Consider the following 13,727-nt stretch of genomic DNA (forward strand, 5'->3'; position numbering starts at 1 on the left):
GGTAACTTCTGTCCGATCTTGTACGGGTGCGGAGATCCCTCTCGCGCCGGTGGGGCGACCCTTGTAAAGGAGTCTTTCTAAAGATACCTTTACATCATGCCGGAGACCCCTGATCCCGCCGATGCGGCCGGGAGCGCTTCCCCGCCCCGCAGCATCCGCCTCACCGACCCCCGCGCCCTGCGCGCGTACGCCCACCCCACCCGCATGTCCCTGGTCGGACTGCTGCGGCGCAGCGGGCCCTTCACGGCCACCCGGGCCGCCGAGCTGACCGGCGAGTCCGTGGCCAGCTGCTCGTACCACCTGCGGATACTCGCGAAGTACGGGCTCGTCGAAGTGGCGCCCGGCGGTCGCGGGCGCGAGAAGCCGTGGCGAGCGACGGCCCGGTTCACCGACTGGCCCGGTTACAGCGAGGACGCGTCCGTGGCCGAGGCTTCGGACGCGCTGAGCGCGGCAGTCGCCCAGCGGTACTTCGACCGTGCCGTCCGGGCCATGGAGCAGCGGCGCCTGCTGCCGCGTGCCTGGCGCGAGGCCGAGCAGTTCAGCGACTCGCTCCTCCACCTCACCCCCGAGGAGCTGACCGGCATCAGCGAACGCATCGACGCGCTGCTCCAGCCCTACGAGGACCGCGCGGCGGACGAACGTCCCGAGGGCGCGCGCCCTGTCAGCGTGCTGCGGCTCGCCTTCGTCGACCGGGAGATCCCCGAGGAGGTCCCGGACGGGGGAGCCCCGGAGGGGGAGACCCCGGACGAGGGAGGCCCGGACGGGGCGGCCCCGGACGGCGACGGCACCGGGACCGGCGGATGAGACTCCGGGAGCGAATGCCCGGCCTCCTGCGCGAGCGGAGCTTCCGGCGCTACTGGACCGGGCAGACCGTCTCGCTCATCGGCGACGAGATCTCGCTGATCGCCATCCCGCTCGCCGCCGTGCTCGTACTCGGCGCCGACGCCGCCGAGATGGGCTGGCTCAAGGCCGCGGGGCTGCTGCCCACGCTGCTCCTGAGCCTGCCGCTCGGCGCGTGGGCCGACCGGCAGGCCCGGCGCAGGCGCGCCATGATCGCCGCCGACCTGGCCCGCGCGGCACTGGTCCTCACCCTGCCGCTCGCCTATCTGCTCGACGCCCTCACGCTCGGGCAGCTCTACGTGATTGCCTTCGGGGTCGGCGCGCTGACCGTGCTCTTCGACGTCTGCAACGCCACCCTGTTCGTGTCCCTCGTCGAGGCGGACCGCTATGTGCCGGCCAACTCCCTTCTCAGCGGCAGCCGTTCGATGTCCTGGCTGGCCGGTCCGGGGGCCGGCGGCTTACTGGTGCAGTTGCTCACCGCCCCCTTCGCCCTGGTCGCCGACGCCCTCACCTATCTGGTCTCGGCCCGCCAGCTGTCGTCCATCAAGCCCGTCGAGCCCGAACCCGCACCGGTCACCAAGGGGCACTTCACGGCCGGGCTGCGCTGGGTCGTCAAGGAGCCGACGATGCGTGCGCTGTTCGCGTGGTCCGGCACCATCCAGTTCTTCAACTTCATGTTCCACACGCTCTTCGTGCTCTATGCGACGGTCGAACTCGGCCTGAGCGCCGGTGTCCTGGGCGCGGTGCTCGGCGCGGGAGCCGTCGGCGGGCTGATCGGCGCCGCCTCCAGCGGATGGCTCGTGCGCCGCTTCGGCATCGGGGCGTGCGTCGTCGGAGGCTCCCTCGGATTCACGGTGCCGCTGCTGCTCGTACCGCTCGCGGACGGGCCGCTGCCGCTGGTCGTCGGCACGCTCTTCCTCGCCGAATTCCTCTCCTGCGTCGGCGTGATGATCGTCGACATCCCTGCCGCGTCGCTCCAGGCGGCCCTGATCCCGCGCGCCATCCGGTCGCGGGTCATGGGCGCCTACCGCACCCTCAACTACGGCTTCCGGCCGCTCGGCGCGCTGGCGGGCGGCGCACTCGGCACGGCGATGGGGCTGCGCCCGACGCTCTGGATCGGTACGGCGGGCGCGGTCCTCGCGGTGCTGTGGCTCCTGCCGTCACCGGTGCCGGGCATCCGGGAGCTGCCCCAATCCGCCGCGCGGGACACCGTGCGCACGTGAAGACCCCAACTGGCTTACACGGCAGACCTGTTGCGCGAACCATTGACATCCCACCCCGGCGCGGAGAAGCTCCATCACGCCTGTGTTAACGCTAACACCGGGCTGACACACACCTGAGGGAGCCACCCATGTCAGGTAGTCGTCACCGCCATCCGTTACCGGGCGCCGCGCTGGACCGCCGCACCCTCCTCGCCGCGACCGCCGTCGGAGCCCTCGCCACGGCCTGCGGGGCCGCGAGCGGACAGCCGCCCGGCAGAGTCGGCGTGCTCGGCGACAGTGCCGCCTGGGAGAAGCCCATGGCCGCCGCGGGGGCGGCCATGGACGGCGTGGCGGGAGTGCGGCTCGTGCCGGAGGTCAATCCGTCCCTCGAATCGTTCGAGCAGGTCGTCAAGTCCTCGCTGCGCACCAGCAAGACGCCGGACATGCTCAAATACTGGTCGGGCTACCGGCTCCAGGACCTCGCCCGCACCGGCGGCATCGTCGACCTGACCAGGCAGTGGGAGAACGCGGCCGGAAAAGGCTGGGTCTATGCCTCGTTACGGGACGCGTTCACCTACCGGGGGCGGGTCTACGGCCTGCCGATGAACCTCGCGTACTGGGTGTTCTTCCACCACACCGAGGTGTTCGAGAAGCACCGCCTCAAGGCTCCCCGGACCTGGGAGGAATTCCTCGCCGTCTGCGAGCGGCTCAAGAAGAGCGGGATCACCCCGCTGCACGGCTCGGCGGCCGACCGCTGGCCCGCCTTCATCTGGTTCCAGGAGATCCTCAGCCGCCAGGACCCCCAGTTCTACGAGGACTTGATGAACGGCCGCGAGCGCTACACCGACCCGCGCGCCGCACGCGCCCTGCGCACGCTCGAGTCCTTCTTCGACAAGGACTGGTTCACCCCCATGGACATGAGCCACGCCGACGCCGCCGCGGCCCTCGTCCACGGCAAGGTCGGGATGGTCCCCTGCGGCACCTGGCTCGGCTCGACCCTCGTGGGCGCGGGCGCGAAGCCCGGCAAGAACCTCGGCGCCTTCATCCTGCCCATGGCGGACCCGAAGGCCCGCCCCTGCGTCGTCTTCGAGTCCAGCGCCCTGGTCTGCACCGTGAAGGGACCCGACCGGACCGAGGCGGTGAAGGCGGCGGACAGCTGGCTGCGTCCCCCCGTCATGGAGGCCTTCTCGCACAGCCTCCAGGACGGCTGCCCCAACCCGGCGACCATGCCCGCGAACCAGATGATCGCCGGCCTCGCGAGGAAGGTACGCGGCGACAAGCTCCGGCTGCTCAACCGCTTCTGGGAGCAGGGCCCGCCCGAACTGGTCGAGGCGACCGTCGACGACCTGGCCGGCTTCCTGCTGAACCCCTCCTCGCACCGCACGGTGCTGCGGACCATGCAGGAGCGCGCGGACGAGGCGTGGCAGGTCTGGCGGGAGGCGGAGCGGACATGACCGAGATCGTCACCCCCGCCCCGCACACGGCGAAGCCCGCGGGCGTACGCCGCCGCGTCCCGACCCGCACCCCGCACCAGGCCGCCCGCGGCGGCGGCAGACTCGGCGGGCCGCTCGGCGCACTGCCCTGGGCGCTGCCCGCCTTCGCCTTCGTCGGCGTACTGCTCGTCTATCCGTTCTTCCGCAGCGTCTACGACAGCTTCTTCGAGAACAACGGCTTCACGAGCAGCTTCACCGGATTCGACAACTACGCGCGGCTCGCCGACGACCCGGTCTTCGGCCGCTCGCTCCTCAACACCCTGATGTGGGTGGCCGGGACGCTGCTCCTGCCCGTCCTCGCCGGACTGCTCATCGCCGTCGCCACGCACCGCATGCGGTTCGGCGGCATCGCGCAGCTCGTCATCGTGCTGCCGTACGCGATCTCGGCCGCGGCCACCGCCGTCCTGTGGAACTTCATGCTGACCTCCGACGGCGCCGTCAACCAGGCCCTGCGCACGATCGGCCTGGACTCATGGGCGCAGACCTGGCTCCTGGAGTGGCCGCAGAACACGCTCTCGATGATCGTCGCGAGTACGTGGCAGGCCACCGGGCTCAACGTGGTCCTCTTCGCCATCGGCCTGCGGGCCATCCCCCGGGAGACCGTCGAAGCCGCCCAGCTCGACGGCGCGAGCGGCTGGCGGATGTTCCGCTACGTCACGCTGCCCCAGCTGCGGGCCGTGACCGTCGTCGTGGTCGGGATGGCCGTCGTGAACAGCCTCAAGGCGTTCGACATGATCTGGATCCTCACCAAGGGCGGCCCGTCCCGCTCCTCCGAGACCCTCGCCCTGAGCATGTACCGCGAGGCGTTCCGGCTCTTCCACATCGGCTACGGATCGGCGATCGCGCTGGTCCTCTCGGTGATCGTCGTCGCCTCCTCCTGGATGTACCTGCGCCGCCAGATGCCCGAGACCGACCACCGCGCCGTCAACGCCAGGGTCTGAGGAGGCTCCCATGGGTCGCGCCGCGCGCCATGTCTTCGTCGCCGGATGCGTGCTGCTCTGGCTGATCCCGCTCTACCTCCTCGTGGTCAACGCCCTGACGCCCGCCGCCCAGTACACGGGCAAACCCGACTGGACCGTCCAGGGCTTCGACCTCGTGAAGAACCTCGAAACCGCCTGGAACGTCGCGGGCATCGGCGACAGCTTCCAGTCCTCGCTGCTCTACGCCGTGGTGTGCGGCCTCGCCGCAGTGCTCATCGCGGCCATGGCGGCGTTCGCCGTCGTCGTCCTGCCCGTTCCGCGGCCCGCCTTCTGGTTCTGGCTGATCTACTCCGGCACGCTCTTCCCGCTGCAGATGTTCCTCGCACCGCTCTTCGGCCTGTACGCGGACGCCGACCTCTACGACACCAGGATCGGGCTCATGCTGGTCTACGCCGCGTGGGCCGTGCCGTTCGCCTTCTTCCTGATGCGCAACCAGATGACCACCATGCCGCCGGAGTTGACGGAGGCCGCGCTCATCGACGGGGCGTCCTTCCGGCGGATCTTCTGGCGCATCCACGTACCGCTGATGAAGGCAGGACTCGGCGCGGCCTTCATCTTCCAGTTCACGGCCGTCTGGAACGACCTGCTCCTTGGCATCACGCTCAGCCGCAGCCCCGACGTGCAGCCGGTGATGGCTGCCCTGACCACCCTCAACAACGCCTACTCCTCCACCGGCCCGCCCGTCATCCTCGCGGGCGCGCTGATCGTCTCCACGCCCACGCTCCTCCTCTTCCTGGTGTTCCGCGGCCTGTTCCTGCGCGGCGTCACCGCATCCGCCCGCTGAGAGCCGCCGGAGGCAACCGCATGACGACACGGGCCCTCGTCCGCGCCACCGACTGGGACAACGACCGGATACGCGACAGCCTGCGCGCGTCCGTCGTCACCGCGGAGGGAACCCTCGGCGACAGCGCCCTGAAACTGACGGAGGAGCCGCTGCTGCGCCAGGCACCGGACGGCGACGGCCTCACGCAGTCCCTGCGCGTCGAAGCGGTCAACGGGTCCATCCTGCCGGGGGAGTTCACCGTCCGCACCGAGTCCGGGACCGCGCTGCCCGTAGAAAAGCTCGCAGGACCCGGCGGCTGCGTACGCCTCATGGTGCCCGCCGTCGACACCGAGACCCGCCTCACCGTCTGCCTGCCCGACACCACCGAGGGCATCGAGGTACGGCTCACCCCGCAGCGCCGCTGGACCCTCCACCTGGTCCACCACTCCCACCTCGACATCGGCTACACCGACCCCCAGGGCCATGTCCTCGCCGAGCACCTCTCCTTCCTCGACTCCTGCCTGGAACTCACCAGAGCCACCGACGACTGGCCCGCCGAGTCGCAGTTCCGCTGGTGCGTCGAGTCGTTGTGGTCCTTCCGGCAGTGGGCCGACGCCCGCCCCGCCGAACAGGTCGAGGAGTTCGTGCGCCGGGTGCGCGAGGGACGCATCGAGCTGACCGCCCTGCCGTTCAACCTGCACACCGAGACCTGCTCCACCGACGAACTGCACGAACTGCTCCGCCTGGCCCACGACGTGCGCGACCGGCACGGCGTCACCTTCACCTCCGCCATGCAGACCGACGTACCCGGAGCGGTCGTCGGCCTGGTCGACGCGCTGACCGCCGCCGGAGTCACCTACCTCTCCGTGGCGCACAACTGGGCCGGACGCTCCGTGCCCCATCTGGTCGGCGGCGAGAAGCTGCCCCGCCTCTTCCGCTGGCGCGCCCCCAGCGGCAACAGCGTCCTCGTCTGGGTCACCGACACCCCGCACGGCCTCGCCTACATGGAAGGCCCGCTGCTCGGCTTCGACACGGACTACGCGGACGTCGACGACCTGCTTCCCGCCTATCTGACCTCCCTGGCCACCCACCCGTACCCCTACCGCGGCGGCATCTTCGGCTGGGCCATGGACCAGACCGAGGTCAAGCGCGAGCCCTACCCCTGGGACGTGCTGCACCTGCGCGTCCAGGGCAAGTTCGGCGACAACGCGCCCCCGCGCCGCATCATCGCCGACACCGTCCGCCGCTGGAACGACACCTGGGCCTTCCCCCGGCTGCGGCTCTCGCGCAACGAGGACTTCTTCACCGACGCCGAGGCCAGGCTCGGCGACGCCATCCAGACCTTCGATGGCGACTGGACCGACTGGTGGGTCGACGGAGTCGGCTCAGGCGCGCGGCCGCTGTCCCTGGCCCGCACCGCCCAGTCAGTGGTCGCCGACGCCCAGACCATCGGCACGTTCGCAGGCATCCTCGACGCCACGGGGGCCGAGGACGACACGCGGGACGCGGCCGGGGTCTACGAAGCGGTGTCGCTCTTCGACGAGCACACCTGGGGCGCCGGCGACCCGTGGACCCACGGCGACGAGGGCGGCCACAGCGGCGAGCAGCAGTGGCACTGGAAGTACGGCCAGGCGCTGCGCGCGTACGACGACGGGAACGCGCTCCTCGGCAGGGCGAGCGCCCGCCTCGGCCAGCGGCTCGCGGTAGCCCCGGGTGCCGAAGCCACCTTCCACGTCGTCAACACCTGCTCCTGGCCGCGCACGGACGTCGTACGGATCTTCCTGCCGGAGAGCAGCGTGCCGCCGGAACAGCCGGTGGCCGTGCGGGACGCCCGCGACGGACGCCGCCTCGACCACGAGGAACAACCGCAGACCAACGACGAGCACCGGGACGCCGGACGGTTCCTCCTCGTCCGCGTGGACGAGGTGCCGCCCGCCGGATCGGTGCGCCTGGACATCACCGCCGACACCGCGCGGGCCGGCGAGCGGTCACAGAGCACCACCGCGAAGGCCGCCACCGGTTGGAACCCCACCGGCGCCGCCGAGCGCGACGACCCGGCCCGCACCGCCGCCGACGCGCTCGCCCTGCCCGAACCCACCCTCCTGGAGAACGAACACCTCGCCGTACGCGTCGACCTGGCACACGCCTGCATCGCCTCGGTCGTCGACAAGGCCACCGGCCGCGAACTCGTCCGCCGGGACGCGACCGTCGGCTTCAACGCCTACCTCCACGACAGCTACACCACCGCCGGAGCCTTCAACCACAACTCCAGCCGTACGACGGCGTCCGACCGCCTCGAACACCTCGGCAACCGAGCCGTCGCCCCGCCCGCCGCGCTCATCGCCCGCCGCTCCACGCCGACGGCCGAATCGATCACGTACGAGACCCGCCCGGCCGGAGCCAACCGGCTGCGCACCACGCTCACCCTGCCCGCGGGCGTGCCCCGCCTCGACATCGAGAACCGCCTCGACAAGGACGCGACGCCGCGCAAGGAGAGCGCCTACTTCGCGTTCCCCTTCGCCTTCGAGGCGCCGGTCGTGCGCATGGAGGCCTCCGGCGGCCTGACGGGCACCGGGCTCCCCGTGGTGCCGGGGTCCGCCCTGCACATGCGGGCCGTGCGCCGCTGGGTGACGCTCGCCGACGACGGGCTCGCGGTGGCCTGGTCCACGCAGGACGCGCCGCTCGTGCAGTTCGGCAACATCGCGCTGCCGTACGCGCCCTTCCCCAAGACCATGGAGCACGACGAGCCCGCCACCGTCTTCTCCTGGATCCACAACAACCTGTGGGACACCAACTTCCCCGGCGAGCAGGGCTTCGAGTTCACCTACCGCTACAGCCTGGCCTGCGCCCCCACCGCCGACGGGCTCGGTCCCCGCACGGCGGCGGCCTTCAGCCGCCCGCTGCGGGTCGTGCGGGCCAGGGGAGCCGAGGGCGCCGAGGACGACGGACAGGCGTCCCTCGCCTTCGCCGACCTCGGGGACACCAGGATCCGCCTGGTCGGTGTCACGGCGCCGGGGCCCGGCCAGGTCCTGCTCCGGCTCCAGTCGTTCGCGCGGGAGCCGGTGGCCTGCCCGGTGCGGATCCGCTTCCCGGTCGCCGCCGCCCACCGCGCGGACTATCTGGGCACTAAGAACGGTGAACTCCCACTCTCAGGCGGCACGTTGACCGTCGACGTACCCGCACTCGGCACGACCGCGGTGCTGCTCGTACGTCCCTGATTTCCCGTGCAGAACCCCCGCTCGAAGGAGCACGCGTGTACCGGCTCGACCCGCGTTACCCCCCGGCACCGGGGACCGTACTGACCAGCGGCTGGCAGGCCGTCGCCGAACGGCTGCCGTCCGAACCCGCGATCGTGGCCGTCGAGGGGCCACCGACCGCCGACTGGGAGACCATCGCGGCCCGGCTCACCGCCGCCTGCCCCGTCCCCGTGCGCACCCTCGACATCCGCACGCGCTACGCACCCCCCGCCGTGGTGCGCGGCCGCACCATGAGCGCCCCGGACGCCGACGACCCCTACTACTGCAAGCTCGCGCGGAACCCCCTGTCGGACCTCTTCCGCGAACTCCCGCGGGGCGACGAGGGCGAGGGCGACCTGGAGGACCTGCTGCTCGTCTACGGCCCCGGCGCCTCCCTGGTCCTGCACGACGTGCTCTGGTACGCCGATCTGCCCAAGCGGTACGCGGAGTCCGCTGTGGCGGCCGGAGAGGGAAGCAACCTCGGACTGCCCGCTCAGCGGGCCGAGTTGAAGCGGCTCTTCTACGTGGACTGGCCGATGATCGACCGCCACCGTGACGCGATCGCGGGGCAGCTCGACGGATGGCTCGACGTACAGGACCCCGGGCGGCCCGTCTTCGTCGACGGGGACGGCCTGCGGGCGAGCTACGCCGACCTCGCGCGACGCCCCGTACGCACCAGGCCCTTCTTCAACACCACGCCCTGGGGCGGGCATTGGGCCCAGCACGCGCTCGGCTTCAACCCCGGCGCACGCAACACCGCACTGGGCTACGAACTCATCGCCCCCGAAGCGGGCATCCTCATCGGGCACGGCCCCGAGGCCCAGGCCGAGGTTCCCTTCCAGCTCCTGTGCGTCCTGCACCCCGACGAGGTGCTCGGACCGGAGTCGCACGCCCGCTTCGGCACGTCCTTCCCGATCCGCTTCGACTATCTGGACACCATGGGCGGCGGCAGTCTCTCGGTGCACTGCCACCCCAAGGAGCCGTACATGCGGGAGCGGTTCGGCTGGCACTACACCCAGCACGAGACGTACTACATGACGCTCGGCAGCGCCGACACCCGCGTCTACCTTGGGCTGCGCGAGGACGCCGACCCCACGCTCTTCCGCAAGGAGATCGAGGAAGCGGCGCACGACGGGGTGGCGATGGACCCCGCCGACCACGTCATGACCTTCCCCGCCGACCAGGGCAGGCTCTTCATGATCCCGGCGGGCACCCCGCACGCCAGCGGCGAAGGCAACCTCGTACTGGAGATCAGCGCGACCCCGTACCTCTACAGCCTGCGCTTCTACGACTGGCTGCGACCGGACGCCGACGGCAACCCGCGCCCGCTGCCCTACGAACACGGCCTCGCCAACCTGGAGACGGAGCGGCGCGGCGATGCCGTGACGCGCGATCTGGTCCAAGAACCCTGCGTCCTGCGGCGCGGGCACGGCTGGCACGAGGAACTGCTCGGCTCGCTCGACGAGATGTTCTACGAGGTACGGCGCTACGCACTCGACGCGGAGGCCGAAGCCGCCGACGACACAGCGGGCCGGTTCCACGTCCTGAACGTGGTGGAGGGGGAGGGGATCACCGTGCTGACCTCGGCGGGCGACCGGCACACGCTGGCCTACGCGGAGACCCTGACGGTGCCCGCGGCGGTCGGCGGCTACCGCCTGAAGGCACGGGGAGGCCCGGCCAAAGTGGTCAAGGCGCTCGTGCGGGACCGTCGCGGCGCGGGTGCGAGTCCCCCGTGAGAGCCGTCCTGGAGATCGGCGGCACCCATGTCACCGCCGCTCTCGTCGACCCGCCGCGCGGCCGGGTGAGCCGGCGGATCCGGCGGCCACTGGACGGGCGAGGCGATGCCGAGCGCGTACTCGGCGCGATCGTGCGCTGCGCCGGGGAGCTCAAGGCGCCCGCGGGCCAGGTGTGGGCGGTCGCCGTGCCGGGACCCTTCGACCACGAGAACGGCATCGCCCGCTTCCGGGGTGTGGGCAAGTTCGACGACCTGTACGGCATCGACGTCCGCTCGGTGCTCATCGACGGCGTGTGGCCGAGACCGGCGGACGTCGTGTTCGTCAACGACGCGCACGCGTTCGCGCTGGGGGAGTGGAGCAGGGGAGCGGCGGTCGGCCACCGCCGCTGCGTGGGGGTCACCCTGGGGACGGGGGTGGGGTCGGCGTTCCTCGCGGACGGGGCCGTACGCAGGGAAGGGCCCGGCGTGCCGCCCGGGGGCCGCGTCGACCTGCTGCGCTGGGCCGGCGCGCCCCTGGAGCACTTCGTGTCACGGCGGGCGATCCTCGCCCGCTACGGAGCGCGTGACGGCTTGCGCGGCGGCTCCCGTGACGGTTCGCGTGACGGCGACCGCGGCGTGGACGTGCGGGACATCGCCGCGCGTGCCCGCAACGGCGAGCGATGGGCCGCGCAGGTGCTTGACGAGGCCCTGGCCGCGCTCGGTACTGTCCTGGCCCCGTGCGTACGTGACTTCGGCGCGTCGGCGGTCGTGGTCGGCGGCGCCGTGGCACTGTCCTGGGACCTGGTCGGCCCCGCCCTGAGCACCGGCTTCGGGGATACTCCGGTGAGACCGCGCCGGGGCACGCTGGGGGTCGACGCGGCGCTGATCGGGGCGGCCGAGTACGCCGGAGCCGCCGGGCGGTGAGGGCGGGCCGGGGGGAATCGGTGAGACCGGGGGAGCCCCCTGAGGAGCCCCCGAGGAGAGAGGACGACACGTGACGATGCCTGAACCGCGGCACCCCGCGGACGGCCCGGCCACCCTGCGGGACGTCGCCCAGCGGGTGGGCGTCAGTGCGATGACCGCCTCCAGGGCCCTGCGCGACGACCCGAGCGTGCTCCCGGCCACCCGCGAACGCATCCGTGCCGCCGCCGCCGAACTCGGCTACCGGCCCAACGAGGTGGCCCGCAGCCTGCGCCTGGGACGGGGAACGGGCCTGGTCGGACTCGTCGTCACCAACCTCGCCAACCCCTTCTACTCACGCCTGGCCCTCGGAGTGGACTCCGTCATCGCGGGCGACGGCTTCAAGACCGTCATCGGGAACACCGGCCAGGACCTGGACAGTGAACGCGAACTCGTCGCCGACCTGGTGGCCCGCCGCGTCGACGGCATCATCGCCGTCCCCGCGTCGGCCGATCAGCGGCATCTCGCCGCTGCGGCGGCCGACGGCGTACCCGTGGTGCTCGCCAGCAGGCCGCCCGAAGGGTTCGAGGCCGACTGCGTCCTGGTCGACGATTTCGGCGGTGCGCGCGCCGCCACCGCCCGGCTGATCACCCGCGGCCACCGCAGGATCGGCTTCCTCGGCTCGCCGCCCGCCGTCTACACCGGCACCGAGCGCCTGCGTGGATACGCCGCCGCCCTCGCCGCCCACGGCATCCCCTTCGACGACAGCTGCGTACGACAGGGGCAGACCGAGCCGCGGGAGGCCCGGCGCGCCGCGGCCGAACTGCTCGCCCTTCCCGAGCCGCCGACCGCGCTGTTCTGCTCCAACAACCGCAACACGATCGGGGCGTTCCGCGCCATCCGCGCGTCCGGTACCGACACCGCGCTCGCGGGCTTCGACGACTTCGAGCTGGCTGACTCGCTCGGCCTGCCGCTGACGCTCGTGGCGTACGACAGCGACGAAGTGGGCCGGGCGGCGGGCCAGCTCCTCGCCGACCGGCTGCGGGGGAAGGGCTCCGACACCGACAAGAAGACCGCACTCGGTTCCGTGCAGCGCATCGTCACCCCGACCAGCCTGGTGGAGTACGGAAGTTGAGGTTCGCCGCGGGCGCTGTCAGCCGGTCGGTGTGAGGGGTGCGGCCGACGCCCTGGCACCGGCCGAGCGGCGGCCGAGTACGGGCTCGGCGACCCAGCGCGCGGGACCGCACAGCGTCTGACCGTGCCGTGCGAAGAGGTCGTCGCGTGAGTCGAAGTGCCCGAGGTCCGTGCGTACATGTGCCGACAGGTCGCAAGAGGCGGCGTCGGCCGCGCAGGCCGTCGCCCCGTCCCAGTCGACCGCCGTCCGGGACAGCGCCTCGAAGAGCGTCTCCGCGCCCGCGTTGGTGAACCCGGTGGCCCGGCGTGCGCTCAACTCGTCGAGCCCGCCGAAGAGTTCGGACACCGGCAGCCACGGGGTGCCCGGGTCCAGGCCGTGCGTGCGCTCGTCGAAGCGGAACTCCGGCCACGCGAGGAGGACTTCGTCCGGGACCAGCCGACGGAGGCCCGGAAAGCGCGGATGCCAGAACGCTCCGTCCACGAGGAGCCCGCGTACCCGGGTGGGCACTCCGGTGGCCCGCGCCACGGCCTCCAGGATCGCGAGTCGCTGGCTGCACGAGCCCCGGCCGCGCCGCAGCACTTCCGACACCGGCCGTTCGTCCTGCACCGAATACACCGGCCGTACGGTCGCGGCGATCCGTCCGTGTGCGCGGCGCAGGGCGGCCAACTGGCCGGAGGAACAAGAGGAGTCGGGTGAGTCGGGGCAGGCCGCCCCGACGCTGCGGATGAGGTCGGCGACGCGGGGGTGTCGCCAGTCCAGTATCCGCGTCGGTTCCGTGCTCCCCGTCGCTTCCGCCCGCGGGCGCGGCGGCTTCACGCCTGACCGCCCGGCGCCGGTTCCGCGTCGGCGCCCGCCCGGCGGCGCTGTCGCGAGGCACGCAGGTTCGCGGCGTTCCCGCAGTCGCGGGTGGAGTGCCAGACGCCGCTGTTGTTGCGGGAGCGGTCGTAGAACGCCGTGGCGCAGCGTTCGTTGCGGCAGATCTTCAGGCGCCGCCACTCTCCGGTCGTCTGGGCGAGCAGCGCCTCGCACAGCACGGCCGAGGTCAGCCAGCGCCAGCCCTCGCCCTCGGGTTCGGTGGTCAGGGCGGCGTCGCCGTGCAGACTGACCTGGAGGGCGCAGGAGGTGAAGCGCGGGGTGTCGCCCTCGCCGCCCTCGCTCTCGCCGCCGGTGCTGCCGCACCGCGAGTGCAGGGCCCTGCGCAGCTGTTCGCGCAGCTGCCGCAGCTTGGGCAGGTCCTCTTCGGTGAGCGTGAGCCGCACCGCCGTGCGCCCCGTCCGCTCGGCCCAGGTGGGCAGCGCCACGGAGATCCAGTCCTGCGCCGCGGCCACGTCCCCGAGCAGATCGGCGTCGGGTGCGCCGCCGGAGGGCGCGGTGTTCAGGATGTCCTGCACGAGCCCCAGGCCGCCGGGAACGGCGGTGGGGAAGTAACGCTCGGTGGCAGGCCAGGTCATGGGCATATCTTAC

General features: G+C 72.0%; 11 protein-coding genes. 9 read left to right on the forward strand and 2 right to left on the reverse strand.

The window, feature by feature from the left end; genetic code table 11:
- Nucleotides 1–96: 96 nt before the first annotated feature.
- The 9 genes from ABZ906_RS04860 to ABZ906_RS04900 all read left to right on the forward strand — a co-directional run bounded on the left by ABZ906_RS04860 (nucleotide 97) and on the right by ABZ906_RS04900 (nucleotide 12,263).
- Nucleotides 97–804, forward strand: coding sequence for a helix-turn-helix domain-containing protein (locus tag ABZ906_RS04860; RefSeq protein ID WP_361377369.1), 708 nt, complete (start codon nucleotides 97–99; stop codon nucleotides 802–804).
- Nucleotides 801–2,063 (forward strand): MFS transporter, encoded by a 1,263-nt coding sequence (locus tag ABZ906_RS04865; protein ID WP_361377372.1) that lies wholly within the window; start codon nucleotides 801–803, stop codon nucleotides 2,061–2,063. The genes ABZ906_RS04860 and ABZ906_RS04865 overlap by 4 nt, the downstream gene beginning before the upstream one ends.
- Nucleotides 2,064–2,191: 128 nt before the next feature.
- The gene (locus ABZ906_RS04870) at nucleotides 2,192–3,496 is read left to right on the forward strand and encodes an extracellular solute-binding protein (protein ID WP_361377375.1); all 1,305 of its coding nucleotides are present in this window, start codon (nucleotides 2,192–2,194) and stop codon (nucleotides 3,494–3,496) included.
- Entirely contained in the window at nucleotides 3,493–4,476 is a 984-nt protein-coding gene (locus ABZ906_RS04875) for a sugar ABC transporter permease (protein WP_361377378.1), read from the forward strand. The genes ABZ906_RS04870 and ABZ906_RS04875 overlap by 4 nt, the downstream gene beginning before the upstream one ends.
- 10 nt (nucleotides 4,477–4,486) lie before the next feature.
- Nucleotides 4,487–5,299, forward strand: a complete 813-nt coding sequence (locus ABZ906_RS04880; RefSeq protein ID WP_361377381.1) for a carbohydrate ABC transporter permease — start codon at nucleotides 4,487–4,489, stop codon at nucleotides 5,297–5,299.
- 20 nt (nucleotides 5,300–5,319) lie between these two features.
- Nucleotides 5,320–8,496: a glycoside hydrolase family 38 C-terminal domain-containing protein gene (locus tag ABZ906_RS04885; protein ID WP_361377384.1), complete on the forward strand. Its 3,177-nt coding sequence runs from the start codon at nucleotides 5,320–5,322 to the stop codon at nucleotides 8,494–8,496.
- Nucleotides 8,497–8,531: 35 nt separating this feature from the next.
- Complete coding sequence (locus ABZ906_RS04890; protein ID WP_361377387.1) at nucleotides 8,532–10,250, forward strand: hypothetical protein; 1,719 nt, start codon at nucleotides 8,532–8,534, stop codon at nucleotides 10,248–10,250.
- Nucleotides 10,247–11,152, forward strand: coding sequence for an ROK family protein (locus ABZ906_RS04895; protein WP_361377390.1), 906 nt, complete (start codon nucleotides 10,247–10,249; stop codon nucleotides 11,150–11,152). Before ABZ906_RS04890 ends, ABZ906_RS04895 begins: the two co-directional genes overlap by 4 nt.
- Before the next feature lie 76 nt (nucleotides 11,153–11,228).
- Nucleotides 11,229–12,263, forward strand: coding sequence for a LacI family DNA-binding transcriptional regulator (locus ABZ906_RS04900; RefSeq protein WP_361378093.1), 1,035 nt, complete (start codon nucleotides 11,229–11,231; stop codon nucleotides 12,261–12,263).
- A gap of 18 nt (nucleotides 12,264–12,281) precedes the next feature.
- On the opposite strand, the gene ABZ906_RS04905 is transcribed toward ABZ906_RS04900, so the two are convergent.
- Together ABZ906_RS04905 and ABZ906_RS04910 are read right to left on the reverse strand one after the other, a co-directional pair.
- On the reverse strand, nucleotides 12,282–13,079 hold the full coding sequence (locus ABZ906_RS04905; RefSeq protein WP_361377393.1) for a transglutaminase domain-containing protein: 798 nt from the start codon (nucleotides 13,077–13,079) through the stop codon (nucleotides 12,282–12,284).
- Nucleotides 13,076–13,714 carry a CGNR zinc finger domain-containing protein gene (locus ABZ906_RS04910; RefSeq protein ID WP_361377396.1) on the reverse strand — a complete coding sequence of 213 codons (639 nt, stop codon included), beginning with the start codon at nucleotides 13,712–13,714 and terminating at the stop codon, nucleotides 13,076–13,078. The genes ABZ906_RS04905 and ABZ906_RS04910 overlap by 4 nt, the downstream gene beginning before the upstream one ends.
- Nucleotides 13,715–13,727: the final 13 nt, after the last annotated feature.

The organism is Streptomyces sp. NPDC046925 (assembly GCF_040644915.1).
Lineage (GTDB): Bacteria > Actinomycetota > Actinomycetes > Streptomycetales > Streptomycetaceae > Streptomyces.

Excerpts from the sequence above, each read along its gene's own strand:
- ABZ906_RS04860 (WP_361377369.1), top strand. The coding sequence starts at position 97 with ATGCCGGAGACCCCTGATCCCGCCGATGCGGCCGGGAGCGCTTCCCCG.
- ABZ906_RS04865 (WP_361377372.1), top strand. The coding sequence starts at position 801 with ATGAGACTCCGGGAGCGAATGCCCGGCCTCCTGCGCGAGCGGAGCTTC.
- ABZ906_RS04870 (WP_361377375.1), top strand. The coding sequence starts at position 2,192 with ATGTCAGGTAGTCGTCACCGCCATCCGTTACCGGGCGCCGCGCTGGAC.
- ABZ906_RS04875 (WP_361377378.1), top strand. The coding sequence starts at position 3,493 with ATGACCGAGATCGTCACCCCCGCCCCGCACACGGCGAAGCCCGCGGGC.
- ABZ906_RS04880 (WP_361377381.1), top strand. The coding sequence starts at position 4,487 with ATGGGTCGCGCCGCGCGCCATGTCTTCGTCGCCGGATGCGTGCTGCTC.
- ABZ906_RS04885 (WP_361377384.1), top strand. The coding sequence starts at position 5,320 with ATGACGACACGGGCCCTCGTCCGCGCCACCGACTGGGACAACGACCGG.
- ABZ906_RS04900 (WP_361378093.1), top strand. The coding sequence starts at position 11,229 with ATGCCTGAACCGCGGCACCCCGCGGACGGCCCGGCCACCCTGCGGGAC.
- ABZ906_RS04910 (WP_361377396.1), bottom strand. The coding sequence starts at position 13,714 with ATGACCTGGCCTGCCACCGAGCGTTACTTCCCCACCGCCGTTCCCGGC.